Raw genomic sequence first — 24389 nt, 5'->3', positions numbered from 1 at the left:
CTCAGGCGAGGCGGAGGAGCCGCACGCCGTGCGCCTCGACCTCGAGCGGGATCCCGCCGTCGACCACGGCCAGCTCCTCGCCGGTCCAGAGGTCGGTGGCCCGCGTCGCGTCCGGGCAGCCGAGGTCGGCGAGGTGCGCCGTCACGGTTCGGGGTGCGTCGCCCAGCTGGAAGACCGCGCGCCAGCGGGTGGATCCGCGCTCGGCCGCCCACACCACGAGGTCGCCGTCGCGCACGATCTCGCGGCTCGCGTCGCTCCCGAGGAGCTCCAGCACGGCGTCGTTCGTGAGGAGCGCGAGGGTCGCCTGGTCCGTGTCGGGCAGGTGCCCGCCGAACATCAGGGGCGAGCGCAGCAGGCACCAGAGCGAGACGAGGGTGCGCCGCTCGGCCGGGGTGAAGCGGCTCTGCCGGTCGTCGCCGACGTGGGCGCGGATCCCGATGCGGCCGAGCGGCAGCATGTCGGCGTCGGCCCAGCCGCCCGGGCGCTGGTGCGGCGCCCACCTGGCCGCGCGCTGGAACTGCTCGCGGAGGTGGTCCCAGTCGTCCCAGAAGTCGTCCGAGATGCGCCACGCCTGCGCGGTCTCCCGCAGCAGGTCGAGGTTCTCGAGGGACAGCTGCTTGCCGGGGGAGAGGCTCAGCGTCATCGGGCGGCCCGACGCGGCGATCGCCCGCGAGATCGCCCGGATCTCGGCCGCCTGGATCGGCGGGTACAGCACGTCGTCGAGCTTCACGTAGTCGACGCCCCAGCCCGCGAGCATCGCGAGGACGGAGTCGTAGTACTCCTGCGCGCCCGGCCGGGTCATGTCGACGCCGAAGTCGTCCGGGTTCCACGGGCAGGGGTTCGCGGGGTCGGCGATGTCGGCGCACGTGGCGTCGGATCCGAGGATCGGCAGCCGCTCCTCGGCCGCGCGCCGCGGCACGCCGCGCATGAGGTGCACGCCGAAGCGGAGGCCCATCTCGTGGATCCGCGCGGCCAGGTCCGTGAACCCGCGCCCGCCCGCCGACGACGGGAACCGGCCGACCGCGGGCTGCGGCCGGCCCCACGCGTCGAGCACGGGCGCGGACACCTCCTGGTAATCGTCCATGCCGGGGTCCGGCTCGTACCACTGGATGTCGACGACGACCGTGTCCCAGCCGTGCGGCAGCAGGCGCTCGGCGAGGTACCGCGCGTTCGCGAGCACCTCCTCCTCGGTCACGGAGGCGCCGAAGCAGTCCCAGCTGTTCCAGCCCATGGGCGGGCGGGCTGCGGGCACGGTTCCGGCAGCGGGCCCGGCCGCGGGGATCACTCGGCGATCCGCAGCGAGAGCGTCGCGAACGAGTGCGGCGGCAGGGTGAGGCGGAGGCCGCCCGCGGTGCGCTCGTACGCGTCGAACGGGACGGGGCTCACGGCGTCCGCGTCGCCCGGGCGGTTGTGGGCGTCGGGCCGGTCGGCCGTGAGGATGCGGCCCACGACGTCGTCGACCGCGCCGCCGCGGAACGCGAGCTCGATCTCGAGCGGCCCCTCGAGGTCCACGTTCGACACGGAGACGAGCACGCGGCCGTCCTTGGCGCTCGCCGAGGCGGAGGCCAGCGGGATCTCCCGGCCGTCGACCGCGCGCGCGGGACCGGCCACCACCGCGGGCAGCGAGGTCGCGTCGTGGTGCCCGCGGTTCATCTCGAACACGTGGTACGTGGGCGTGCGCACCATCTCGCCGCCGTCGGGATCCGTGAGCAGCATCGCCTGCAGCACGTTCACCGTCTGCGCGATGTTCGCCATCCGCAGCCGGTCGGCGAACGCGTGGAAGACGTCGAAGTGCAGGGCGGCGACCATGGCGTCGCGGATGGTGTTCTGCTGGAACAGGAAGCCCGGGTTCGTGCCCGGCTCCACGTCCCACCAGGTGCCCCACTCGTCGAGCACCATGCCGTAGACCTTGTCGGGGTCGTGCACGTCCATCACGGCGGCGTGCGCGCGGAGCAGCGGCTCGATCCCCTGGGCCGCCACGATGGTCGACCAGTACGCCTCCTGGTCGAAGTCCGTGGCGCTGCCCTTCGCCGTCCAGCTGCCGCCGATCGTGTAGTAGTGCACGGAGATCGACTCCCACGGCACGGACGAGAACGGGTGCTTGTCCATCTCCGGGATCACGCGCATGAGCGTCTCGGTCCACTCGGTGTCCATGGTGTCGGCGCCGGCCGCGATGCGGTGCAGCGGGGTGTCGCCGCCGCTCTCGCAGAACGTGCCGAACTGGCGGGCGAGGTCGGCGTAGGTGACGGACCGCATGTTGCCGCCGCAGCCCCACGCCTCGTTGCCGAGGCCCCAGAACGGCACGGTCCACGGCTCGTCGCGGCCGTTCGCACGGCGGAGCTCGGCCATGGGGGTCTGCCCGGCGCCCGTGAGGTACTCGACCCAGTCCGACATCTCCTGCACCGTGCCCGAGCCGATGTTGCCGGAGACGTAGGCGTCGGCGCCCAGCAGCTCGCAGAGCGCCATGAACTCGTGCGTGCCGAACGAGTTGTCCTCGACCGCGCCGCCCCAGTGCGTGTTGACGAGCTTCGGCCGCTGCTCGCGCGGGCCGACGCCCTGGCGCCAGTGGTAGCGATCCGCGAAGCAGCCGCCGGGCCAGCGGAGGTTCGGGACGTCGAGGGCCCGCAGTGCCTCGACCACGTCCAGGCGGATCCCGCCGGCGTTCGGCACGGGCGAGTCCTCGCCCACGAAGAAACCGTCGTAGATGCAGCGGCCGAGGTGCTCCGCGAAGTGCCCATAGAGGTGGCGGCTGATGGTGGCGCCGGGGCGGTCGAGGTCGACGGTGATGGTGGTGGTCACGGGTGCTCCTCCTGGGGGCGGCGACGGTGCCGCTGCGGGTCGGGGGCCGGGGCCCCGATGTGAGAGATCGATCTCACAGTACGCGCCGCGGAGCCCACGCGACCTCGACGCGCACGGGTTCCCCGCCGATGTCGAGGCGCGCGTCGGCGGCGTGCGCCCGGCCGTCCACGCGCACGGACGCCGCCCGCGGCAGCCGCAGCTCCGTGCCGCCCGCCGGCGCCAGCCAGCCTGCGCCGGGCACGCGCCGCACGACGAGCGCCGCGCCCTCCGGATCCCAGTCGAGCCGGTCGACCACGAGGCCGCCGCGCGCGCGGAGCCCGGTGACGGATCCGCGCGCCCAGGCCGCGGGCAGCGCGGGCAGCACCGCGAGCGATCCCTCGTCGGATCCGAGCAGCATCGCCGCGACGAGGCCCGGCAGGCCGCCGCTCGCGTCGAGGTTGAAGATCCGGCCGGCGTCGTGGCGGGTCGTGAGCGTCGGGCTCCAGTGGTCGACCGCGAGCCACTCGGCGCACGTGAGGGCGGCCTCCGCGTCGCCCAGCGCGGCCGCCGCGCGGCCCACCTGCACCAGGCCGAACGCCATCTCCATGCGCCCGGGCGGCGCGGTCGGGTCCTCGGCGCGCCACGCGATCTTCGCCGCCACCGTGCGCGCGGCCGCTGCCCGGAGCCGCACGGCCTCCTCCCCGTCGCCGAGGAACGCGGGGTCGGTGCCGGTGCCGACCGGGTGCAGCTGCGACGCGTGGCGGTGCGCGACCTCCTCCGGCCAGCGCGGATCCAGCCACTCGGCGAGCGTGCCGTCGTCCGCCACCCGGTACGGCGGCAGGTCGCGGACGACCGCGTCCCAGCGTGCGTCGAGCGAGGAGCCGCCGCGGGCCCGGCCGAGCAGGGCGGTGGCGCGGGCGGCGTCGCGGAGGATCGCGACGTCCATGGTCGCGTCGGTCGCCGCCGGCACGCGCTCGCCCCGCGGGGTGTTCTCGGGCGAGTAGGAGGGGACGAGGCGGCGGACCCCGTCGACCATCACGGTCGCGGTCTCGGCGAACCGCAGCACGCCCTCGGCGAGCTCCCACAGCCGGTCGTCGACGATGCCGCGGTCGCCGGTGGCGGAGACGGCGTCGGCGGCGATGCGCAGGATCCAGCCGCCGCAGCCGATCCAGAACGGGTGCGGGTAGTTGGCCGAGAGGTGGTCGGCGCGGCCGTGCGTCGACATGCGGGCGGGCAGCAGCATCCCCTCGGCGCCGAAGACCCGGCGCGCGTTGTCGCGGAAGTCGTCGAGGTGGGGGAGCACGAGCGCGAGGACGCTGAGGGCGAGCTCGGGCGTGCCGGTCGGGATCATGCCCGCCATGGCGCCGTCCTGGACGTTGCCGTTGAGCGTGTAGTCGGCCGACCAGGCCGGGCGCCAGGTGCCCTGCCACACGCCCTGCAGCGTGGGCGGCAGCTCGCCGGTGGAGGAGACGATGGCCGCGCGGCCGCTGAGGTACGCGACCTCCACGACGCGGCGGCGGGCGGCGGGGTCGCCCGCGCGGGCCGCCGCCCAGAGGTCCTCGGTCGTGGCGTGTGCGGCTGCGGCGGTGCCGTCGAGGTCGAGCGCGGAGGCGGCGACGAGCCGGCCGTGGGTCGCGCGCTGGGCGGCGCGCAGGTCCTCCCACGCGGGTGCGGGATCGGCGGGTGCGGACGGCGCGGGCGCGGCGGCGGCGGGGCCCGTCGCGCCCGCGAGCCGGATCAGCCGCGGCGCGTCGGGACCGGTGCGCACGGTGGTGCGCGCGGATCCGCCGTCGACCTCCCACGCGCCGCCCGCGTCGACCGCCGTGACGGCCCGCACCGCGTCGCCGTCCGTGCCGGCCTCGACCGTGAGGATCCCGCGCTCGCCGCCCGCCACGGACGCGCGCACCGCGGCGGACGCGTCGGGCACGCCCGTGTCGAACGAGGTCGCGTCGCCGGCGCCGAGGCCCAGCTCGACGGTCGTCGCGGACTCCCGGTCGGACTCGAGCGCGAGCCAGCACGCCGCGCCGTCGCGCGGCGCGAGGAGCCGCAGCGCGTGTCGCCCGCCCGCCTCGTCGGTCCACTCGACCGCCGACTCGCCGCCCGCCGGGTCCATGGTCCGCCGCGTGCGCGCGACGCCACCGGGGGTGCGGATCACGAGCGTCGCGCAGATGCCCAGCGGGTCGGTCCAGACGAGGCCGTCGTCGTAGCCGCTGTCCCGCGCACCGGCCACGAGCTCGGCGCTCGCCGCGTCCGCGTCGCCCGCGAGCAGCGCCCGGCGGATCGCGTCGAGGCGGGGCCGCAGGTCGGGCGCCTTCGGCCGCGGGTTCACGGGCGGGAACCAGCGCTCGTGCGCGAGGGAGGCGGTGATCGCATCCGCTGGGCCGTGCGCCACCGCGCCGATCCGCCCGCTGCCGACGACGAGCCCCTCCTCCCAGGTCGGCGCCGCGGTCGCGGTGGCGAGGAGGGGGGAGTCCACGTGGTGCGCATCGTCGCGCGAGAGCGATCGGATGATCGGCCCCTTCCGGTCGTCGTCGATTCGTTGCGGGCGGCACCAAAACTACCGGCGGGGGCGCGCGTCGGGAAGGTCGGGACGGATCCCGACGCGGTGGCAGGCGTTCCCCCTAGGATCGCCGGATGCTCGGACCCCTCCAGCGCCTGGATCCGCCCGCCCGGCGCCTCCTCATCGGCGCGCCCTCGGGGGCTGGCAAGACCACGCTGGCCCGGCGCATCCAGGACCGCACGGGCCTGCTGCACACCGAGATGGACTCCCTCTTCCACGGCCCCGGCTGGACCGAGCTGCCCACCTTCCGCGACGACGTCGAGGCCTTCTCGTCGCGCGACGCCTGGGTCACCGAGTGGCAGTACACGACGCAGCTCGGGCAGCTCCTGCCGTCGCGCGCCGACACGCTGGTGTGGCTCGACCTGCCCGTGCAGGTGCAGATGGGGCGCCTGATCCGCCGCACGGTGCTCCGCCGCTGGCGCCGCGAGCCGCTCTGGCACGACAACCGCGAGCCCCCGATGCGCACCGTGTTCACCGACCCGGACCACATCGTGCGGTGGGGATGGAGGGGGCGCGCGAAGGTGCGGAAGCGCGTGGTGCTCGCGGCCATCGAGCACCCGCACCTCAGGATCGTGCGCCTGCGGTCGACCCGCGAGGTCGACCTGTGGCTGCGGGGGCTGCCGTGCGCGGGTCAGCCGCCGGTGCCGCCGTCCGCCTCCGCCTCCGCCTCCGCCTCCGCCTCCGGGTAGAGGTCGCTGCACCAGAGCCCGGCCGGGTCGGGGCCGTCCATCGTCAGCGGCTGGAACGAGTCGAGATGCGGGGCGGCGGAGACCATCTCGGAACCGTTCACGGCCGACCAGAGCGTGCCCGTGAAGTCCGCCCGGGTCGGGTCCTGGTCCGTCGCCCACAGCGCCACCATGTGCCCCGACGTGGAGCTCATGGGCTCGCCCACCGGGCCGACCATGCCGGCGAGCGTCCAGACCTCCTCGTCCGCGTCCCACACGGTCTCGAGCCCGTCGAGCTGGAGGCCGGGGTACGGCCCGGGGTCGGCGGCGATGCTCGCGTTCACGGCCGCGACCGCGGCGGGGGAGGCGTCCGCGCACTCCGTGAAGCCGCCCGCGTCCGGGTCGGCCGTCGGCGTCGGCGAGGACGTCGGCAGGATGATCGGCGGCTCCTCCCGCACGAGCCCGCCCGCTCCGCCGGGCGTCGCGCACCCGCTCATCGTGAGGAGGGCGGCGGCGCAGAGGCCCGCCCGGGCGAGGCTGGTCCGCGATGCGCGCATGCCCCGACGCTAGGGGGTCACGCCGCCCGGCCGGCGGGCTCGCGGCGATCCGCACCCGGACTGGGGTGGTCCGCGGGTCGCCCGGTCGCGCGCTCGGATGCCGCGGCGTCGCGGCGGGCCTCCGTCGCCAGCACCACCGCGACCCCCGCCCCGCACAGCGCGAAGCCCGCGAACGTCACCAGGGTGATCCGCTCCCCGAGCAGGAGCGCACCCGCCGCCGCGGTCGTCGGCGCGACCAGGAACAGCAGCGCGTTGAGCGCCGTGATCCCGACCCGCTCGAGCAGCCACCAGTAGAGCCCGTAGGCGCCGAGCGTCGGCACGAGCGCGGCGAGGGCGGTGGTGATCCAGAACTCCGGATCCGCGGGCGGCGCGAGCGTGCCGGTCGCGATCGCGGCCACCAGCAGCGCGGCGGCGGTGACCACGACGTGCACGGTCAGCGTCACGAGCACGGGCGGACGCCCCGTCGACCGGCGCTCGAGGAACGTGCCCGCGACCAGGCACGCCATCGCGGCGGCGGGCAGGAGGTACGCGATCGGATCCGCATCCACCGCCCCCGCCTGCGACCGCACCACGAGCACCACGCCGACGGCGCCGAGCGCGAGCCCGCCACACTGCGCGCCGCGCACGCGGAGCCCGAGCAGCGGCCCGACGAGCGTCGCGACCACGAGCGGCTGCACCGCGTCGATGAGCGCGGTCGTCCCGGTCGCGATGCCCGCGCCGATCGCCGCGTACACGAACGCGCAGTAGCCGAGCTGCGCGCACGCGCCGATGAGGGCCTGCCGCCCGAGCGTCCGCGGGGCGATCCCGCGCGCCGCGCCCGTCGCGACGACGAGCGCCACCAGCACCACGGCGAGCGGCGCGAACCGCCAGAGCAGCAGCGTGGTGGCGGGCACCTCGACCGTGCCGACGGCCGCGATGAGGAAGCCGGAGCTCCACGCGAGCACGAACCCGGCCGCGGCGGCGACGGTCACGAGCCGTCGCGGTATACCGATCTGTCTACTGGTCATGGGGCTGACTATACAGATCTGTATAGTCATGGTGTGAAGACCGCCGTCCCCGACCTCGCCCCGCTCACCCCCGGTGCCCGCCGCGTGCTCGACGCGGCGTCCGCGCTGTTCTACGCGCGGGGGATCCACGTGGTCGGCGTCGACGCGATCGCCGCCGCCGCGGGCGTCACCAAGAAGACGATCTACGACCGCTTCGGCTCCAAGGAGCAGCTGGTGGTCGCGTACCTGCAGCACCGCGACGCACGTTGGCGCGAGCACCTCGCGGCGCGGCTGGCGCGAACGCCCGAGCCGGGGATCGACCGCCTGCTCGCGGTGTTCGACGCGGCGATCACCTGGGCGGAGGCGAACACGCCCAAGGGCTGCAGCGCGATCAACGCGCGCGCGGAGCTCGGCGCCGGCGACCTGGCCGATGACGACGACGGCCACGACGTGCTCCCCGAGGTGATGCGACAGAAGGCGTGGATGCTCGAGCTGCTGCGCGACCTGTGCCGCGAGGCCGGGGCGCCGGATCCGGCCGCCGTCTCCCGCGCGCTCATGCTCCTCTACGAGGGCGGTCTCGTGACGCTCGGCATGGGCACCTTCGCGCGCCCGCTGGCGGATGCGCGCGACGCGGCCCGCGCGCTGCTCGGGGCGTCGCTGCCGGCGCCGACGGGAACGGCGCGGTGAACGCCGCGGCGCCGGACGAGCGACGGCCCTTCGCGCAGCTCCTGCGCGGCGCGCTCGCCGCCTGACCCGCCGTCCGCGCGCGGATCCGGTGGTCCACGAGCGGCCCGGACGGGGGCCTGCGCGACGCGCGCCCGGCTGCCACGCTCGGAGGATGGACGCCACCGGACCCCTCCTGACCTGGACCCTCGCCGCCGAGATCCCCGTGCCCGCCGACGTGCACGAGCTGCTCGTGGAGGGGGAGCAGGCGGTCGCCTCGTTCCGCACCTTCCGCGACTCGGCCACCTTCACGACCAAGCGGCTGATCGTGCGCGACGCGCAGGGGATCACCGGCAAGAAGGTCGAGCTGTACTCGCTGCCCTACAGCTCGATCCACATGTGGTCGACGGAGAACGCGGGCACGTTCGACCTCAACGCGGAGCTGGAGCTCTGGACGCGCGCCGGGCACATCAAGGTGAAGCTCGGCAAGGGCGCCGACATCCGGCGCATCGACGGCCTCATCGCGTGGGCTGTGCTGCACGCGCACTGATCGCACAGCGGAGGAGGGGCGCCCCGATCACCGGTCCCGTGCCCGTCCGCCCGGCATCCCACCAGAGAGGGATCATGACGAACCCCCCCCCTGACGCACGACCTCGGCCGGATCGACGTCGTCGAGCTCGATGACGCTCCCGCCCTGAGTCGTGACGTGCCGCTCGACATCGCGGCGGTGCAGGAGGCCTGGCCCGCCTTCGAGGCCGCGTTCGACTCGCTCCAGGGGCGACGGATGATGGGGCTCGTGCGCCCCGCGGACCGCGTGTATCGCATGGCATCCGTCCGGCTCGAGCGCGACGGCGCCACCCCCGTCGGCATGGACGAGACGGTCATCCCGGGCGGTGCCTATCTCCGGCTGCGCCTGCGCGGCGAGGCTCCCGGCGTCTACGAGCTCATCGAGCCCGCGTTCGAGGCCCTGTTCGACATCGCCGACCATGATCCGGACCGTCCGCACATCGAGCACTACCGCCGGGCGGGCGAGATCGACTGCCTCGTGCCGATCCGCTCGGCGGGCTAGCCAGCGCGCACAGACGCCGAGAGCGGCGTGCGACCCGAGGTCGCACGCCGCTCTCATGGGGCCCGGAGGCCGTGGATCGGTCCTACTGGGGGCAGGAGCTGGCGGAGTCGCTGATGGCGGCCGACACCGGCTGGGCCGGGCAGACGTACTTCTTGTAGGCGCTGTTGCCGTCGAGGTAGGTCTTCAGGAAGTTGGTCACGGCGTCGCGGACGGTGCCGTTCTCCTTGTTCCGGAACGCGAGGTGGTCCGCTCCGCGGAGCTCCAGGTACTGCTTGGGGGTGGATGCGGGGATGGACTCGTAGGCGGGCTTGCCCATGAACGACGCCGGGGCGGTCGTGTCGGTCTGGCCGGTGATGACCAGCGTCGGGGTGGTGATGCTGGGGTACGTCGGCGACTGGGTGGGCTTGTACGGGTCGGTCGTGCCGGCCGGGAAGTCGTACGGCATGAGCGCGACGGCGGCCTTGAGGCCGTGCTGCTCCACGGCGGCGTTCAGGGCGCCGCCGCCGGCGAGCGAGTAGCCGACCACGCCGATGTCGGCGGGGTCCACCTGGTCCTTGACCGGGCTGGCCGTGGCGAGGTACTTGGCCGCGGCGAGCATCTCGTAGGAGCGCTGCTGCGGGAGGTCGTAGCCGCCCAGGGTGTTCATGTTCAGCACGATGAAGCCCTCGCCAGCGAGGTCCTTGGCGAGCCAGGCCAGGTCGGACTGGTCGCCCTTGAGGCCCGGGGCGACGACGATCGCGCCGAGGGTCTTCTTGCCGGTGTCCTGCGGGGCGTAGAGGGTGGCGTCGCCGAAGCCGCTGCCGTCCGTGGCGGGGATCGTGTACTGGCTGAGGGGGAACGGAGCGTGGTGGTGCGCGGACGCGTGGTCCACGACGGCGGCGTGAGCAGGAGTGGCGGCCTGGGCGGCGGTCGGGACGCCGAGGAGGGCGAGCGTCGCGAGCGCGGCGACGGCCACGGGGCGGGTTCGGAACGCGGAGCGGGTGACGGACATGGTCGTGTCATCTCTCTGTCATGGGCAGTGATATTCACGTCACGGCGGGAAGACCCTCGCCGGACCGCGATGACCCTAGGGGCGGCGATCCTGGGGAAGCCCCCGGCCGTCCCCAGACGCCGCCACCCGTGGACAGACGGCGCGCGGGATCCGCGGAGGTGCATGCGGGCGCCTGGCGTCACGCGCCCCGGGCACGCAGAAGGGGAGGAGGAGCGTCCCGAACGCGCTCCTCCTCCCCTTCGTCTGGGGCGGCCCCGAGGGCCGATCCGCGACTACTTCGCGGGCGTCGCCTTCACCAGGAACTCGACGGTGCCCTTGTCCTGGACGCTCACGAAGCCGAGGCTCGGGGCCTCGACGCCGTAGTCCGAGAAGGTGACGGGGATGGATCCGCTCACCTGCACGCCGTCGGCGGTCAGCGCGGCCTGCAGCGGCACGGTGACGGTCTGCTTCACGCCGTGCATGGTGAGCTCGCCGGTCGCCTGGACGGTCGCGACCTGGCCGCTCGCGGGCACGGCCGCGTCGACCGGCTGGGTCAGCTGGAAGGTGGCGTCGGGGTACTTCGAGACCTCCATGGCGGTGCTGTGGAAGTAGTCGTCGCGCGCCGCCTGGTCGGTGGCGATGGAGCCGACGTCGACCTTGACGGTCGCGTCCTTCAGCGTGGATCCGTCGACCGTGATGGTGCCGGACACGTCCTCGGTCTTGCCGACGACGGTCACGTCGGTGCCGTTGAGCACCTCGGCGACGCGGTAGCCGGCGGTGCTGCCGGCGCCGATCTTCCAGTCGCCCGACAGGTTGCTCGTGTCGAGCGAGGAGTCGGCGGGGGCGGCCGACACCGACGGGGCGGCGGCGGGGGCGCCGACGATGTTGTCGCGGTAGAACGCCGGGCCGAACGCGGCGGCGCTGACACCGAGCACGACGACGACCGCTGCGCTCGTGCCGAGGATGATCTTGGTCTTCTTCTGCATGGGGGTCTCCTGATCCGGGTGGTGCGTCTTCGTCCGCCGCGGGATGTTGCGCCGACATGGAGGACGACGGGCCAGCCCGGGATAACGTTCACGCGCTCAGGGGTCTGCCAGGTTCGCGATCCCGACCCGGGCATCGACGGGTGCCCCCGCAGGCGCAGGACCGCCCGCCGACGAGCGTCGGCGGGCGGTCCCGGTCGTGCGTGCGGTGCGCTGCGGATCAGCGGCCGGTGGGGTTCCAGCCGTCCGCGCCCGCGAGGTAGCGCTGCGCGGTGAAGGCCGCGGCGTCCGCGTCCGTCAGCTGCGGGCGCTTGGCGGGATCCACGATCGCGGCCCCGGCACCGGTGTTGCGGTGCTCGGAGAAGCGGCCGGCGGTCCAGGGCGTCGCGGCGTCCCAGTCCTTCCACGGCTGGGCCGTGCTGATCCCCTCGGCGAGCTCGGTGTCGCGCACGACGACCTGGGCCTTGCCGGTCGTGGAGTACGGGCGGCCGAGCGCGATGGATCCGGCGGCGCCGTCCGTCACGATGCGGCTGTCCGCGATGAGGAACCCGTACGCCGAGCCCGCCGCGATGGACGAGTCGGTGAGCGAGGCGCCCGGGCGGTCGAGCACGTGGATCGTGCTGCGGTCGACCACGGTCACGGCGCGGCCCAGGATCAGGTCGGCGCCGCCCTCGAGGTACGAGCCGGTGACGTACACCCGGCTGTAGGTGGTGACGTTGGCGGTGGAGACGAGCAGGGTCTGCTTGTCGCCGAGCAGGCGCACGTGGTCGAGCACCTGCTTGTCGCCGGACTTCACCTGCACGGCCGTCGCCTGCGCGCCGACCGCGGTCGCGACGCTCTGCACGGACACGTCGCGGAGGGTCCACTGCGGGGCCGAGATGGTGAGCGTCGCGACGGCGCCGCCGGGTGCGGTGAGCACGACGTCCGCCGGGTCGCCGGTCGCGCCGACCACGTTCACGCCGTAGCGGTTGCCGGAGACCACGCCGCCCGCGTAGGTGCCGGGCTTCACGAGGATCGTCCGGTAGCCCTGCGCCGTGTAGTCGGCGTTGTTCGACAGCGAGCCGGTGGCGGGGTCGGTGGATCCGAGCACCTGCGCGAGGCTCGTGGCGTCGCCCGAGCCGTCGGCTGCCACCACGATGTCGACCTTGATCGGCGTCGCCTTCGCCACGGCGGAGGCCGCGGAGGAGTTGGCCGAGCCGTCGGTCGCGACGACGGAGTACGCGTACGCCGTGCCGATGGCCGCCGCGGTGTCGGTCCAGCGGGCCTCGCCGGGTCCGACGGTGCCGACGACGCCGGATGCGCCGCCGCCCGTGGAGCGGAGCACGTCGTAGCGCGTCACGTCGTCGTCGGGCGATGCGGTCCAGCGCACGGTGACGGATCCGCGGCCGAGCTCGGTCGTGACCTTCGCGGGCACAGCCGGGGCCACGGCGTCGCCGGCGCGCGGGGTGCCGGTGGCGACCGCGGACGCCGCCGAGACGAGGCCGGTGTCGTCGATCGCGGTCACCGTGTAGGCGTACGCGGTGTCGTTGACGAGGCCCGTGTCGGTGAAGGCGGGAGCCGTGAGCGGGGTGCCCGTCAGCTTCTCGCCGTCGCGGTAGACGTCGTAGCCGGCGATGTCGGCGTCGGCGTTCGCGGTCCAGGAGAGGAGGACCTTGCCGTCGGCGCCGGTGGCGACCACGCCGACGGGTGCCGCGGGCGGCGCCGTGTCGACGGGGCGCGCCTCGGCCGTGGCGGGTGCGGAGGCGTTGCCCGCCGCATCCACCGCGACGACCGCGTACCGGTAGGTCGTGCGGTTGGCGAGCCCGGCGTCGGCGAAGGCCGGCGTGGTGCCGACCGTGCCGACGAGGTTCGCCGCCGTGATCGCGACCCTGTCCGCGGTGGAGCGGTAGACGCGGTAGCCGGCGATGTCGTCGGCCGTCGACGCGGTCCAGGCGAGCGAGGCCGAGGCGTCGCCGGCCGTGACGACCAGGTCGGCGGGCACGCCGGGGGCGGTCACGTCGGCCGGGGCCGCAGGATCCGCGACCGCCGGGTACCACGTGGGCGCGCCGAGCCACTGCGACACGGTCGCGCCGAGCGACTCCGCGGGGGAGAGCTGCGGACGGGTCGCGTCCTGCGCGGCTCCCGCGCCGGTGCTCGCGTACTCGGCGAAGCGGCCGAGGGTCCACGGCTCGCCGGACGGGCCGGTGCCCCAGGGCTGGCTCGCCTTGACGCCGGATCCGAGCACCGTGTCGCGCACGACGGCCTGGCCGACCGAGCGCGGCGTGAACGTGTCGCCCCACGCGCGGTACGGGCGGCCGAGCTGCACGTTCGTCGCGCCGGTCGTGTCGACCCGGCTGCCGATGAGCAGGAAGCCCTTGGCGTTCTCGGCCGTGCTCGGGGTGAGGACGGTGCCGTTGGTGCGGACGGAGATCGCCGTGTCGTGGACCACGAGGGATCCGCGGCCGAGGAGCACGTCGTTGCCGCCGGCGATGGTGGATCCGGTGATCATCTGCCGCGCGGCGACCGTGTAGGTCGACGTGTCGGCGAAGACCGTGCGGCCGGCGGCGCTCGAGAGCGCGGTGCCGGCGAGCAGGACCTTGTCGCCCGTCATCGCGACGGCGGGCGCGTTGCCCGTCGCCGTGGTGTTCGCGATCGACAGGTTCCGCACGGTGACGGCGGATCCGGAGACGGTCAGCGTCGCGGTCGCGGTGCCGTTCGTGAGCACCGTGTCGGCCGGGGCGGCCCCGGATCCGACGATCGTGACGTTCGATCGCGCGACCGACGTGGTGCCCGCGTAGGTGCCGGGATCCACGCTCACGACCCACTCGCCGTTCCCGGTCGCCGCGTCCACGGCCTTCTGCAGCGTCGGGTAGTCGCCGCTGCCGTCCGCGTGCACGGTGGCGTCGACCTTGAGGGCCGGCGTCGCCGAGGCGCTCGCCGAGGCGGGCGACTCCTGACCGGCCGCATCCACCGCGCGCACCGTGAAGGCGTACGCGGTGCCGTCGGCGAGGCCCGTGATCGTGGCCGAGGAGGTGGCCGTCGTGGCGACGAGCTGCCCGTCCCGGTACACGCGGTAGGCGCGCACGTCGGACTCGGTGCTCTCGGACCAGTCGAGCGAGACCTGCGCGGCACCCGGCGCGGCGACGAGGCCGGCGGGCGCGACGGGAGCCGCGTCCTGGGCCGGTGCGCCGGTCGGGTCCCAGCCGTCCGTGCCGCCGAGGTAGGCGGCCGGGGTCTGGGCGAGGGCGTCGGATGCGCTCAGCTGCGGGCGCTTGTCGTTGACCGTCGCCGCGGGGCCGGTGTTGCGGAACTCGGCCAGGCGGCCGTCGGTCCACACGTTCGGGGCGAAGTCGGTCCAGGGCTGCGCGACGGCGATGCCGCCGTCCAGCCAGCTGTCCCGGATCACGGTCTGGCCGCGCGAGGTGTCGGCCTGCGTGCCGTCGCCCCAGCCGCGCCACGGACGCCCGAGCGCCATGGTGGGCGCGTCGTTGTCCGCGGTGATGCGGCTGTCGACCACGAGGTAGCCGCGGCTCTTGGACGCGGTGCTCGGGGCGAAGACGGTGCCGCCGTTGCGGGTGGTGGCGTGGATCGTGACCCGGTCGAAGACCGCGGCGGCCCGTCCGAAGACGAAGTCGACGTTGCCGGCGATGTAGCTGTCCACGTAGTACTGGCGCGGGTAGCCCGTGCCGTCGGCGGTGATGTTGCCCGAGGCGTCCGCGTTCAACGTGTCCTGCGTGCCGAGGAGGCGCACATGGCGGTACGTCTGGCGGTCGCCGAGCGCGCGGAGCGCGACGGCCTGCGTGTTGTTCGGGCCGATCTCGGGGTGCGCTGCGCTCGAGAACGCGTTCTCGATCGTGAGGTCGCGCACCTCGATGCCGGATCCGGACAGGGTCGCGGTCGCGCTGCCGGCGGTGCCGCACGTGGCGGCCACGACGGCCGGGCACGTGGTGGCGCCCTTGCCGGTGCCGTTCGCGTTGTCGTAGGTGATGACGACGTCGCGCGGGTCGCCGGTGGTGCCCGCGATGACGATGTTCGCCTTGTTCGACGACACGACCTCGCGGTACGTGCCGGGCTTCACCAGGATCACCTTCGGCGCCGCGGAGGTGCCGGCCGGGATCGCCTGGAGGGCGGCCTGCAGGGTGGTGACGTCGCCGGATCCGTCGGCCGCGACCGTGATGTCGGCCACGAGCGGCTTCACCGCGGGCGTGCCGGTCACGACGTCGGACGGCGCGGAGGCGTTCCCGGCCCGGTCGACCGCCACCACGAGGTAGCGGTAGGCGGTACCGTTCGCGAGGCCGCGGTCGAGGAGCACGGGCTTCGCGACCTCGGCCACGAGGTGCGCGGCGTCGGCGACGAGGGCGTCGGATCCGGTCGCGCGGTACACGCGGTACCCCACGACGTCGCTCTCCGCGCCGGTCGACCAGGAGAGGCCGACCTGCTTCTCCGCGGACGTCGCGACGAGGCCGGCGACGGCCGCGGGGGCGGCGTCCTCGGCGAGCGGGGCGACGGGGTTCCAGCCGTCGGATCCCGCGAGGTAGGCGTACGAGGTGCTCGCGGCCGCCTGCGCGTCCGTCAGCTGCGCGCGGTCGGCGCCCGTGCTCGCGCCCGGGCCGGTGTTCGCGTGCTCGGCGAAGCGCGCGGACTGCCACTTCGTCGTCACGCCGCTGTTGACCATGTCGGTCCACGCCGTGCGGCTCACGACCGGGCCGAGCCAGGTGTCGCGCACGACGACCTGCGCGTTGGCGTCCGGGTCGGCGATGGAGGTGCCGTCGGCCTGCTTCTTGCCCGGCTGCCAGGGGCGGCCGAGGTTCTGCGAGCCGTCGGGCGCGGTGCCGATGATCCGGCTGCCCGTGATGAGGAAGCCGTACGGGTTGCTCCGGTCGGTGCTCGCCGCGGTGACCGCGCCGTTCGGGGTGGTGCCGTGGTCGAGCGCGTTGAGCGTGCTGCGGTCGATGACCACGGTGCCGCGGCCGAAGACGAAGTCGACGTCGCCCTCGATCCAGCTGTCGTGGAAGTAGGAGCGCGCCGGGACGGCGGCGCTCGGGCTGTTGGCGTAGAGCGTGTCCTGGTTGCCGAGGAGGCGCACGCCGTCGTAGACGAGCCGGTCGCCCGTGGTGCGGAGCGCGACGGCCTGGCCGTTGGCGTAGGTGCCCTCGACGTAGGCGTTCTCGACCGTGAGGTCGCGGAGCGAGACGTTGCTCCCCGTGATCACGAGGGTCGCGCTGCCCGAGGTGCCGTACGTGTCGGCGACCCCGTCCGTCGTGGTGCCGGTGGGCGTGCCCGCGGCGCGGTTCCCGGTGATCACCACGTCCTGCGCGGTGCCGGTGGCGCCCACGAGGATCGTGTACGGCTTCGCGACGGTGGCGTACTCGGCGTAGCGGCCGGCGGCGAGCGAGATGACCGTGGGGTCGGTCGCGGTGCCGGCGGGCGCGGCGGCGAGGGCGGCGGTCAGCGTCGGGAAGACGGTGGTGCCGTTCGCCGTGGCCCGCGGATCCACCGTGATGTCGACCACGATGGCCGCGGCCTGCACGGTCACCTCGACGGCGTCGCTCGGCGCGGAGGAGACGCCCGTGCGGGAGTCGGCCGTGATCGCGTAGCGGTAGCTCGCGCCGTTCACGACGGTGGTGTCGCTGTAGGAGGGCGAGTCGGTGGAGGCGACCTTCGCGAAGGCACCCGTGGCGTCCGCGCGGTAGACGGTCCAGCCGGTCACGCTCGCCGAGGCGTCGTCGGCCCAGGTGAGGTGCACGACGCTCGAGTCGGCGGCGGCGACCAGGCCCGCGGGCACGGCCGGCACGGCGGCGGACGCGGGGACGACCGGGTTCCAGCCGTCCTTGCCCGCGAGGTACCGCTCGGGCGTCGCGTTGGCGGCGTCCTTCGCGGCCATCTGCGGGCGGTTCGCGTTGACGGTCGCGCCCGGGCCGATGTTCTGCGACTCGGAGAAGCGCGCGTCCTGCCAGGCGAAGGGCACCTTCACGCCGGAGGAGTTCGTGGAGGACATGTCGTCCCACGGAGCGGCCGTGTCGATGGCGGAGGGGAGCCAGGTGTCCTTGATGACGACCGAGCCGAGGGCCTTCGGATCCGCGCTCGGGTGCCACGGGCGACCGAGGTTGACGGTGCCGTCGGCCGCGTCGCTCACGATCTTGCTGCCCGTGATGAGGAAGCCGTACTTGCTGCCCTCGTCGGTGCTGGCCGCCGTGAGGTAGCCGTTGTTCGCCTTGCCGCGGTCGAGCGAGCGGAAGGTCACCCGGTCGAACACCGCGGTCGCGGCGCCGAACAGATAGTCCACGTCGCCCTCGATGTAGCTGTCCACGTAGTACTGGCGGATGCGGGTCGTGGGCTTCGGGGTGTCGGCGAGCAGCGTGTCCTGGTTGCCGAGGAGGCGGACGCCGCGGGCGACGAACCGGTCGCCCTCGACGCGGAGGGCCACGGCCTGCGCGCTCGTGATCTCGGGGTGGGCCTTCTCGTCGAACGCGTTCTCGACGGTCAGGTTGTCGAGCGTGACGTCGGTGCCGGTCACGCGGATGACCGCGCTGCCCGCCGTGCCGAGGGTCTCCTCGGGCTCGTCGGGGTCGGCGGATCCGGAGGCCTGCGCCGCGGAGATCACGACCTTCGACGGGTCGGCGCCGAGGCCGTGCAGCATGACGTTCGAGCGGTCGAGGGAGAACGACTCGCGGTAGGTGCCCGGGTCGATGTCGATGCGGTGGTTCGCGAGCGCGGTCTTGGGGATCGACGCGACGGCCGCCGCGATGGTCGGGAACTGCTTGCCGGCGCCGACCGTGAGCACCGTGTACTCGACGGGGATCGCGACGGGCGCGGTCGTGGAGGTGCCGGAGACCGTGCTCGAGACCTTGGAGACGTTGCCCACGAGGTCGCGCGCGGTCACGCGGTAGAAGACGGGGACGCCCTGGGGCGCGCTCGTGTCGGTGAAGCGGGGCGGGGATCCGGCGGCCGCGGTCGTGATGGTCGCCAGCTGCACGAAGGTGCCGCTGCTCGTGGTGCTGCGCGAGACGGTGTAGCCCGCGACGTCGGTGTCCTTCGGCGCGGCCCACGCGAGATCGAGGCCCGCGGTGGCGCTCGGCTTCACGGTGAGGCTCGACGGCGCTGCGGGCGCGACGTTCGGGTTGTTGCCCGTGACGGCGACGTACGCGGAGAGGTTGCCCGCGGTGTCCACCGCCCGGATCCGGTAGTAGCTCGTGCTGCCTTCGGTCGCCGCGGGATCGGTGAAGCGCGTGGTCGTGTACGCGGGGGTGCCGGCGGCCGGGAGGAGCTGGCGGTAGACGTCGTCGGATCCGCGCTTGAGCACGACGTACCCGGCGAGGTCGGCCTCCGTGTTGGCCTTCCACGTGATCGTCATGCCGCCCGCGTTCGGGACGATGGCGGCCTGCGGGCTCGACGGCGTCCGCGGGGCCGTCTTGTCGACGGGGATGGCGACGGACGCGGTGGCGGCGGCCGAGGATCCGACCGCGTTGACCGCGGTCACCTGGTAGTACGCGGTCGCGCCGGCGGGCGGCACGTCCGTGTACGTGGTGGCGGTGAGGGTGGAGCCGTTCACGCGGGTGAACGGCCCGGACGCGCTCGTGCCGCGCGCGACCACGTAGCTCGTGGCGCCGGTCGAGGCGCTCCAGGAGAGGGCGACGCCGCCCGTGCTGCCGAGCTTCGCCGTGAGCGAGCCGGGCGCGGCGGGAGCGGTGGGCGCGCCCGCGGGACGCTTCGCCGACGCGGTGGCGGCGGAGGAGGCGTTGCCCGTGAGGTCGACCGCGGTGATCCGGTAGTACGACGCGATGCCGCCGGGCGCCTGCGCGTCGGTGAAGGCGGAGGCCGTGACGGGGGAGGCGGTGAGGGTCGTGTAGGTGCCGCTCGACGAGGTCGAGCGCGCGACGACGTAGCCGCGGAGGTCGACCTCGTCCGAGTCGGCCCAGTCGAGCGCGACGCCCGAGGCGGAGGCGGTCGCCTTCACGCTCGACGGGGCGTCGGGCGCGCGCGTGTCCTTCGCCTGGACCTGCTTCACGCTCGACGGCTTCGACTCGTTGCCCGTCCTGTCGTAGGCGGTCACGGCGTAGTAGCCGGTGGATCCGCCCGCGATGGCCGCGTCGGTCGCCGTGAGCGAGGTCGTGGTCGCGACGCGGGAGGCGGCGTCCGCCGTCACGGTCTTGGTCGCGCTCCGGTACACGCGGTAGCCCGCGAGGTCGGAGGCGGAGACCTTGCCCCACGCGACGACGGTGCCGACGCCGCCCGAGTACTCGGCGGAGAGGCTGCCGGGCGTCGAGGGCGCGCTGGTGTCGGCCGCGAGCGCGGGGTCGGCGGGCAGGACCGTGCCGGCGATGACGGCGCCGGACACGAGGACCGCCGCGATGCGCAGGCGCGCGCGCGACGGGGTGGCCGCGACGGAGGCGTCGGAGCCGGGGGTGAGGAGGGCAGGGGAGGGCTCGGAGGAGGAGCGGAGCATCGGGTGGTGGGCCTTCGGGTGAGGCGCGACCGCACGCTCGAGCTGGCACGCGGGGACGTGGCACAGCTCGGATCGGGGTGAGCGCGGGAGACGGCCGCCGATCGGGTAATGGACGGCCGAGGTCAATCATGCACACGCATGTGCATTCCGCAATGCCGGGAGGCCGTTCTCGAAAACCCGGCCCCGGACGGGGGGTGCGGATCCCCCTGAGATGATTCCCCTGAACGGTGAACCTTCCGGCCGTCCATCTCGTCGTGGAGGGAGGAGGCACGGATGACCACGGAGAGCACGGCCCGCATGAGGGCGCTGCACGATGCGCACGCACCCGCGCTGCAGCGGTACGCGCTGCGGCTGACGGGGGATCCGGCGCTCGCCGAGGACGTCGTGCAGGAGGCGCTGCTGCGGGCCTGGCGCTCGCCCGCCATCCTCGCGGAGGACGACGAGTCGGCCCGCCGCTGGCTCTTCACCGTCGTGCGGAACCTCGTGATCGACGACCGCCGCAGCGCCTGGCGCGGCCGCGAGACGCCGACGGACACCCTGCCCGAGGATCCCGTCGCCGACGCGTCCGACGCGATCATCGACCGCCTGCTCGTCGCCGAGGCGCTCGCCTCGCTCTCCGCCGAGCACCGCCGTGCGGTCGTCAGCTGCTACCACCTGGGCCGCTCCGTCGCGGAGACCGCCGAACGCGAGGGCGTCCCGCCCGGCACCATCAAGTCCCGCCTCCACTACGCGCTCAAGGCGCTCCGGCTCGCACTGCAGGAACGAGGAGTCACCCGATGAACGACCGCGCCGACGACATCCACGAGTGGGATGCCGCATACGTGCTCGGCAGCCTGAGCGCCACCGACCGCGCGCTCTTCGAGTCCCACCTCGAGGGCTGCGACGCGTGCATGCGCTCCCTCGCCGAGCTCTCCGGGCTGCCCGGGGTGCTGCGCATGCTGCCCGTCGAGGACGCGCTCGCCCTCATGGACGAGCCCGAGTCCCCCACCGTGCCGCAGCCCGCGCCCGAGCCGCGCGACCGGCCGGCCCCCGCTGCCGCGCACCGGGTCCCGCGCCGCCGTCGCCGCACGCCGTCCGTGCCCGGCCGACCGGCGCTGTCCCGTCGTGCGGGCGGGTGGATCCTCGCGGCCGCCGCCGTCGTGCTCCTCGTGGGCGGCGCCGGCCTCGGGTCCGCTCTCCGCGCCGGCGTGAGCGCGCCGGTCGCGGACCCGTCCCCCGCCGCCTCCTCGCCGCTGGCCGAGGGCCTGCCCGCCGACGCCGTGAGCATGCGCTCCGAGCTCTCCGACGGCGTCACCGCGCAGCTCGCCGTCACCCCCAAGCCGTACGGCACGCGCTTCGACTGGAGCTGCGCCTACGCGGGCGGCGGCGTCGGCCAGGGTGCCTACGACCTCGTCGCGATCGACGACGCGGGCTCCCGCACGGTCGTCGCCACGTGGGGCGCGGGCCAGTCGGAGTCGCGGCAGCTCGCGGCCACCTCGAGCATGCCGATCGAGCGGATCCGCTCCGTGCAGATCACGCCGTCCGACTCCGACGTGGTGCTGGCGAGCCGGGACCTCTGAGGCGTCTCCTGATAGCATTCTGGCTATCAAGGAGGTCCATCATGTCGATCGGTGATCTGGTCCATGCCGCACGGCGGAGCCGCGGATACACGCAGCGCCAGTTGAGCGGGCGCTCCGGGGTCGCGCAGTCGACGCTGTCGGACCTCGAGTCCGGGCGGCGCAGCCCCAGTGCCGAGACCGTCGATCGGCTCTTGCTCGCGACCGGTCATCAGCTCATCTCGATCCCGACCCGGCGGCACACGGCAGCCAGCGCGACGGCGGAGATCGCCTCGCGACTGGCAGAAGGGGAACGGGAGCTCGCCGTCCGCCACTTCATCCAGCTCGCGGACGACCTGGCTGCTGTACACCACGAGGTCCGCTTCGCGCTGACCATCGCGGAGCCGGCCCGAACGGGCGAGAAGCGCTGGGACGCGGCTGTCGCGGGCCTCGTCGAGCACCGGCTCGAGGAGGAGGGCCTTCCCCTCCCGTCCTGGGTCAGCTCGGACGATCGCCGGCTGCGGAGGAGCTGGATCTTCGGAGACGGCGTCTACGACCTGCCGGTCGACCCGGAGCGCGCGGTCCCGGCGTTCCGCCGTCATGGGGTGCTCCTCGATCCCGCGACCCTCGCGAGCGTCTGATGCACGCACTCGACCGGAACGCGCTGATGGCCTCGCTGTCCGAGCTCGTCGCCGCGCTGCGACTCCGGGGCATCACCGGTCGGATGCAGATCTTCGGGGGCGCGGCACTCGCGCTGTGCCACTTCGACCGTGGGACGACGGTCGACATCGATGCGCGCCTGAGGTTCGATGCCGACGTGCAGGAGTCCGTCGCCCTCATCGCGGAGAGGCGCGGCTGGGGCTCGGACTGGCTGAACGACGACGGGGCGTTCTTCATCCCGGCGTACGGCCGCGACGTGGAGTGGATCGAGATCTTCGTGGGGGACGGCCTGGTGGTCGAGATCGCTTCGGCCGAGGCCCTGCTCGCGATGAAGCTCCACGCCGGGCGGCCGGGCCGAGACGGCCGGGACATCTCCCGCCTCATGGTCATATGCGGGCTCTCGTCCCTGTCCGAGCTGGAGGACCTGCATGAGGCCTACTACCCGGGAGACGACCTGTCGGCGCAGGCGGAGAAGCTCATCACGAGGATCCTCGACGTCGGACTCCCCGAGCGCCCCGACACCCCGCCGCCACCGGTGGTCGGCTGACGGCGGATCACCCGCCCCACCCCTGGCGCGCCGCCCGCACTGGGCCGTAACCTGGCGTCCCACACCCGAGGAAACGCGAGCAGGCGAGGACCCGATGAGCGACCCGGCGATCCCGGCCGACGTGCCCGAGATGAGCGCGGCAGACCACGCCGTCGTCGCCGCCCGCTGGAAGCGCAACGCGACCCTGTTCCTCAGCGGCCAGACGGTCTCGCTGTTCGGCTCGATGCTCGTCCAGTACGCGGTCATGTGGTACGTCACGTTCGAGACCCGCTCGGGCTTCGCGATCGCGCTCTACGCGGTCGCGGCCTTCCTGCCGCAGGGCATCGTCTCGATCTTCGGCGGCACGCTCGCCGACCGCATGAACCGCCGGGTGCTCGTCATCGTCTCCGACAGCACCATCGCGATCGTGACCCTGGCGCTCGCCCTGCTCATGATGAACGGGGTCACCGACCTCTGGATCATCCTGCTCGCGGTCGCCGTGCGCTCCGTCGGCGCGGGGTTCCAGACGCCCGCGGTGCAGGCGATGATCCCGCAGATCGTGCCGCCCGAGCAGCTGCTGCGCGTCAACGGGATCTTCGGCACCATCCAGTCCGCCATGGCCCTGCTCGCGCCGGCCGCCGCGGGCGCGATCTTCGCCGCCTACGGCCTCGTGCCCCTGTTCTTCGTGGACGCGATCACGGCCGCGATCGGCATCGCGTTCCTGCTGTCGGTCGCCGTGCCGACGCTCGCGTCCATCGCCGACAAGACCTCGACGTACCGCGAGGACCTCGTCGAGGGGATCCGCTACATCGGCGGCAACCCCGTCGTGCGCTGGCTGCTCGTGGTCTTCGCGATCATCTTCCTGCTCACGGTGGCGCCGTCCTTCATCACGCCGCTGCTCGTCGCGCGCACCTACGGCACGGAGGTGTGGATGGTGACGGTGCTCGAGATCGCCTTCAGCGTCGGCATGCTCGGCGGCGGCGCGCTGGTGTCGACGCTGTTCGCGAAGTCCGACCGCATGACGCTGATCCTCGTGAGCTGCTTCGGCTTCGCGATCTTCACCGCGGGCCTCGGCCTCAGCCCCAACCTCTGGGTCTTCTACGGGTTCATGTTCGCGATCGGCCTGTTCGTGCCGCTGTTCTCGGCGCCGTTCATGACGCTCGTGCAGGAGACGGTCGCGCCCGAGATGCACGGTCGCGTCTTCAGCTACGTCAGCATCGTGATGGCGCTCGCCACCCCGATCGGCGCGGTCGCCTTCGGCCCGCTCGCCGACGTGTTCAGCGTGCAGACGCTGCTCGTGGCGGCCGGGATCATCACGGTCGTCGTGATCGCGGTCGCCATCTCGCTCCCGTCGGGCCGCGCCGCGATCCGCATCGCCCGCGAGAAGAAGGCGGAGGCGGATGCGGTGGATGCGGACGCGGATGCCGCCGCTCCGGAGACGGGATCCGCGCCCGCCGCGGTCGACCCGACGCGCACGACGCCCGGCGCCTAGCCCTCCGCGGGATCCGCCGCGTCGGCCCGCGCGCGGTCGGCGAGCTCCTCGGCGTACGCCGCGACCGCCCGGCCGTACCCGGGCAGCGTCGGCGCGAGACGGCGGAGCGCGACGGCCAGCGCCTCCGTCGGGCGACCCGCGTCGTGCAGCGCGAGCGCGAGGAACGCGTCGCGCCCGGCCGCGTCGGCGTCGTCGGGCAGGGCCTCGAGCAGCGCGACGGCCTCCGCGGGCTCGCCGACGTTGCGCAGGGAGCTCGCCAGCTGGATCACCGCGAGCGGCCGGTGCTTGGGGTCCAACCCGCCGTCGAGCGCGGCCCGGTACAGCGGCACCGCCTCGGCCTCGCGGCCCACGAAGTCGTGCGCACAGGCCAGCTCGAAGAGGGCGCGCGGATCCCCGTCGGGCCGCTCGGCGACCAGCGCGCGCATCGCGGCGACCGTCTCGTCGGCGCGCTCGTCGTCGGCGGTCGCCCAGAAGGCGGCGACCCGGGCGTCCCAGTCGTCGTGGTCCATCCCGCCAGCCT

18 protein-coding genes are annotated in these 24389 nt (G+C 74.0%); 9 read left to right on the top strand and 9 right to left on the bottom strand.

Going from position 1 to position 24389, the window contains the following annotated elements:
* Position 1: 1 nt before the first annotated feature.
* The 3 genes from ACMT9T_RS09025 to ACMT9T_RS09015 form a co-directional block, all read right to left on the bottom strand.
* Entirely contained in the window at positions 2 to 1252 is a 1251-nt protein-coding gene (locus ACMT9T_RS09025; protein ID WP_414745230.1) for a glycoside hydrolase family 27 protein, read from the bottom strand.
* Between the two features lie 29 nt (positions 1253 to 1281).
* On the bottom strand, positions 1282 to 2799 hold the full coding sequence (locus ACMT9T_RS09020) for an alpha-N-arabinofuranosidase (RefSeq protein ID WP_414745229.1): 1518 nt from the start codon (positions 2797 to 2799) through the stop codon (positions 1282 to 1284).
* Between the two features lie 73 nt (positions 2800 to 2872).
* Complete coding sequence (locus ACMT9T_RS09015) at positions 2873 to 5254, bottom strand: glycosyl hydrolase family 95 catalytic domain-containing protein (RefSeq protein ID WP_414745228.1); 2382 nt, start codon at positions 5252 to 5254, stop codon at positions 2873 to 2875.
* Positions 5255 to 5412: 158 nt separating this feature from the next.
* Between ACMT9T_RS09015 and ACMT9T_RS09010 the strand changes: the two genes are divergently transcribed.
* On the top strand, positions 5413 to 6027 hold the full coding sequence (locus ACMT9T_RS09010; protein WP_414745227.1) for a P-loop NTPase family protein: 615 nt from the start codon (positions 5413 to 5415) through the stop codon (positions 6025 to 6027).
* On the opposite strand, the gene ACMT9T_RS09005 is transcribed toward ACMT9T_RS09010, so the two are convergent.
* On the bottom strand, positions 5970 to 6560 hold the full coding sequence (locus tag ACMT9T_RS09005; RefSeq protein WP_414745226.1) for a hypothetical protein: 591 nt from the start codon (positions 6558 to 6560) through the stop codon (positions 5970 to 5972). The genes ACMT9T_RS09010 and ACMT9T_RS09005 overlap by 58 nt on opposite strands.
* 17 nt (positions 6561 to 6577) lie before the next feature.
* Positions 6578 to 7567: a DMT family transporter gene (locus ACMT9T_RS09000; protein ID WP_414745225.1), complete on the bottom strand. Its 990-nt coding sequence runs from the start codon at positions 7565 to 7567 to the stop codon at positions 6578 to 6580.
* Positions 7568 to 7600: 33 nt separating this feature from the next.
* Between ACMT9T_RS09000 and ACMT9T_RS08995 the strand changes: the two genes are divergently transcribed.
* The 3 genes from ACMT9T_RS08995 to ACMT9T_RS08985 all read left to right on the top strand — a co-directional run bounded on the left by ACMT9T_RS08995 (position 7601) and on the right by ACMT9T_RS08985 (position 9278).
* The gene (locus ACMT9T_RS08995; RefSeq protein WP_414745224.1) at positions 7601 to 8233 is read left to right on the top strand and encodes a TetR/AcrR family transcriptional regulator; all 633 of its coding nucleotides are present in this window, start codon (positions 7601 to 7603) and stop codon (positions 8231 to 8233) included.
* Positions 8234 to 8384: 151 nt separating this feature from the next.
* Positions 8385 to 8759, top strand: a complete 375-nt coding sequence (locus ACMT9T_RS08990) for a PH domain-containing protein (protein WP_414745223.1) — start codon at positions 8385 to 8387, stop codon at positions 8757 to 8759.
* Positions 8760 to 8915: 156 nt separating this feature from the next.
* The gene (locus ACMT9T_RS08985) at positions 8916 to 9278 is read left to right on the top strand and encodes an AraC family transcriptional regulator (protein WP_414745222.1); all 363 of its coding nucleotides are present in this window, start codon (positions 8916 to 8918) and stop codon (positions 9276 to 9278) included.
* A gap of 82 nt (positions 9279 to 9360) precedes the next feature.
* On the opposite strand, the gene ACMT9T_RS08980 is transcribed toward ACMT9T_RS08985, so the two are convergent.
* The 3 genes from ACMT9T_RS08980 to ACMT9T_RS08970 form a co-directional block, all read right to left on the bottom strand.
* Positions 9361 to 10269 (bottom strand): alpha/beta hydrolase, encoded by a 909-nt coding sequence (locus ACMT9T_RS08980; protein WP_414745221.1) that lies wholly within the window; start codon positions 10267 to 10269, stop codon positions 9361 to 9363.
* Positions 10270 to 10541: 272 nt separating this feature from the next.
* Positions 10542 to 11234, bottom strand: coding sequence for a YceI family protein (locus ACMT9T_RS08975; RefSeq protein ID WP_414745220.1), 693 nt, complete (start codon positions 11232 to 11234; stop codon positions 10542 to 10544).
* A gap of 217 nt (positions 11235 to 11451) precedes the next feature.
* Complete coding sequence (locus ACMT9T_RS08970) at positions 11452 to 19656, bottom strand: pectinesterase family protein (RefSeq protein WP_414745219.1); 8205 nt, start codon at positions 19654 to 19656, stop codon at positions 11452 to 11454.
* A 273-nt stretch (positions 19657 to 19929) separates the two neighbouring features.
* Here ACMT9T_RS08970 and ACMT9T_RS08965 point away from each other — a divergent pair, with 273 nt between their 5' ends.
* The 5 genes from ACMT9T_RS08965 (at position 19930) to ACMT9T_RS08945 (ending at position 23869) form a co-directional block, all read left to right on the top strand.
* Positions 19930 to 20436 carry a sigma-70 family RNA polymerase sigma factor gene (locus ACMT9T_RS08965; protein WP_012298279.1) on the top strand — a complete coding sequence of 169 codons (507 nt, stop codon included), beginning with the start codon at positions 19930 to 19932 and terminating at the stop codon, positions 20434 to 20436.
* Positions 20433 to 21215, top strand: coding sequence for an anti-sigma factor family protein (locus ACMT9T_RS08960; RefSeq protein WP_414745218.1), 783 nt, complete (start codon positions 20433 to 20435; stop codon positions 21213 to 21215). The genes ACMT9T_RS08965 and ACMT9T_RS08960 overlap by 4 nt, the downstream gene beginning before the upstream one ends.
* Positions 21216 to 21256: 41 nt before the next feature.
* Positions 21257 to 21832, top strand: coding sequence for a helix-turn-helix domain-containing protein (locus ACMT9T_RS08955; protein WP_414745217.1), 576 nt, complete (start codon positions 21257 to 21259; stop codon positions 21830 to 21832).
* Positions 21832 to 22398 carry a hypothetical protein gene (locus ACMT9T_RS08950; protein ID WP_414745216.1) on the top strand — a complete coding sequence of 189 codons (567 nt, stop codon included), beginning with the start codon at positions 21832 to 21834 and terminating at the stop codon, positions 22396 to 22398. Before ACMT9T_RS08955 ends, ACMT9T_RS08950 begins: the two co-directional genes overlap by 1 nt.
* 94 nt (positions 22399 to 22492) lie before the next feature.
* Positions 22493 to 23869: an MFS transporter gene (locus tag ACMT9T_RS08945; protein ID WP_414745215.1), complete on the top strand. Its 1377-nt coding sequence runs from the start codon at positions 22493 to 22495 to the stop codon at positions 23867 to 23869.
* On the opposite strand, the gene ACMT9T_RS08940 is transcribed toward ACMT9T_RS08945, so the two are convergent.
* Positions 23866 to 24378 carry a tetratricopeptide repeat protein gene (locus ACMT9T_RS08940; RefSeq protein WP_414745214.1) on the bottom strand — a complete coding sequence of 171 codons (513 nt, stop codon included), beginning with the start codon at positions 24376 to 24378 and terminating at the stop codon, positions 23866 to 23868. The two genes, ACMT9T_RS08945 and ACMT9T_RS08940, sit on opposite strands and share 4 nt — an antisense overlap.
* Positions 24379 to 24389: the final 11 nt, after the last annotated feature.

The sequence above is a fragment of the Clavibacter vidaverae genome, assembly GCF_047529985.1.
In the GTDB taxonomy this organism is placed as follows: domain Bacteria; phylum Actinomycetota; class Actinomycetes; order Actinomycetales; family Microbacteriaceae; genus Clavibacter; species Clavibacter nebraskensis_A.
The sequence above is the reverse complement of the archived record's forward strand: the minus strand, read 5'-3'. Positions and strand labels throughout refer to the sequence as shown.

Bases quoted from the DNA above. Each gene is read 5' to 3' on its own strand.
- ACMT9T_RS08955 (WP_414745217.1), top strand. From the start codon at position 21,257: ATGTCGATCGGTGATCTGGTCCATGCCGCACGGCGGAGCCGCGGATAC.
- ACMT9T_RS08960 (WP_414745218.1), top strand. From the start codon at position 20,433: ATGAACGACCGCGCCGACGACATCCACGAGTGGGATGCCGCATACGTG.
- ACMT9T_RS09000 (WP_414745225.1), bottom strand. From the start codon at position 7,567: ATGACCAGTAGACAGATCGGTATACCGCGACGGCTCGTGACCGTCGCC.
- ACMT9T_RS08980 (WP_414745221.1), bottom strand. From the start codon at position 10,269: ATGTCCGTCACCCGCTCCGCGTTCCGAACCCGCCCCGTGGCCGTCGCC.
- ACMT9T_RS08940 (WP_414745214.1), bottom strand. From the start codon at position 24,378: ATGGACCACGACGACTGGGACGCCCGGGTCGCCGCCTTCTGGGCGACC.
- ACMT9T_RS08950 (WP_414745216.1), top strand. From the start codon at position 21,832: ATGCACGCACTCGACCGGAACGCGCTGATGGCCTCGCTGTCCGAGCTC.
- ACMT9T_RS08990 (WP_414745223.1), top strand. From the start codon at position 8,385: ATGGACGCCACCGGACCCCTCCTGACCTGGACCCTCGCCGCCGAGATC.
- ACMT9T_RS09010 (WP_414745227.1), top strand. From the start codon at position 5,413: ATGCTCGGACCCCTCCAGCGCCTGGATCCGCCCGCCCGGCGCCTCCTC.
- ACMT9T_RS08945 (WP_414745215.1), top strand. From the start codon at position 22,493: ATGAGCGACCCGGCGATCCCGGCCGACGTGCCCGAGATGAGCGCGGCA.
- ACMT9T_RS08970 (WP_414745219.1), bottom strand. From the start codon at position 19,656: ATGCTCCGCTCCTCCTCCGAGCCCTCCCCTGCCCTCCTCACCCCCGGC.
- ACMT9T_RS09005 (WP_414745226.1), bottom strand. From the start codon at position 6,560: ATGCGCGCATCGCGGACCAGCCTCGCCCGGGCGGGCCTCTGCGCCGCC.
- ACMT9T_RS08965 (WP_012298279.1), top strand. From the start codon at position 19,930: ATGACCACGGAGAGCACGGCCCGCATGAGGGCGCTGCACGATGCGCAC.
- ACMT9T_RS08975 (WP_414745220.1), bottom strand. From the start codon at position 11,234: ATGCAGAAGAAGACCAAGATCATCCTCGGCACGAGCGCAGCGGTCGTC.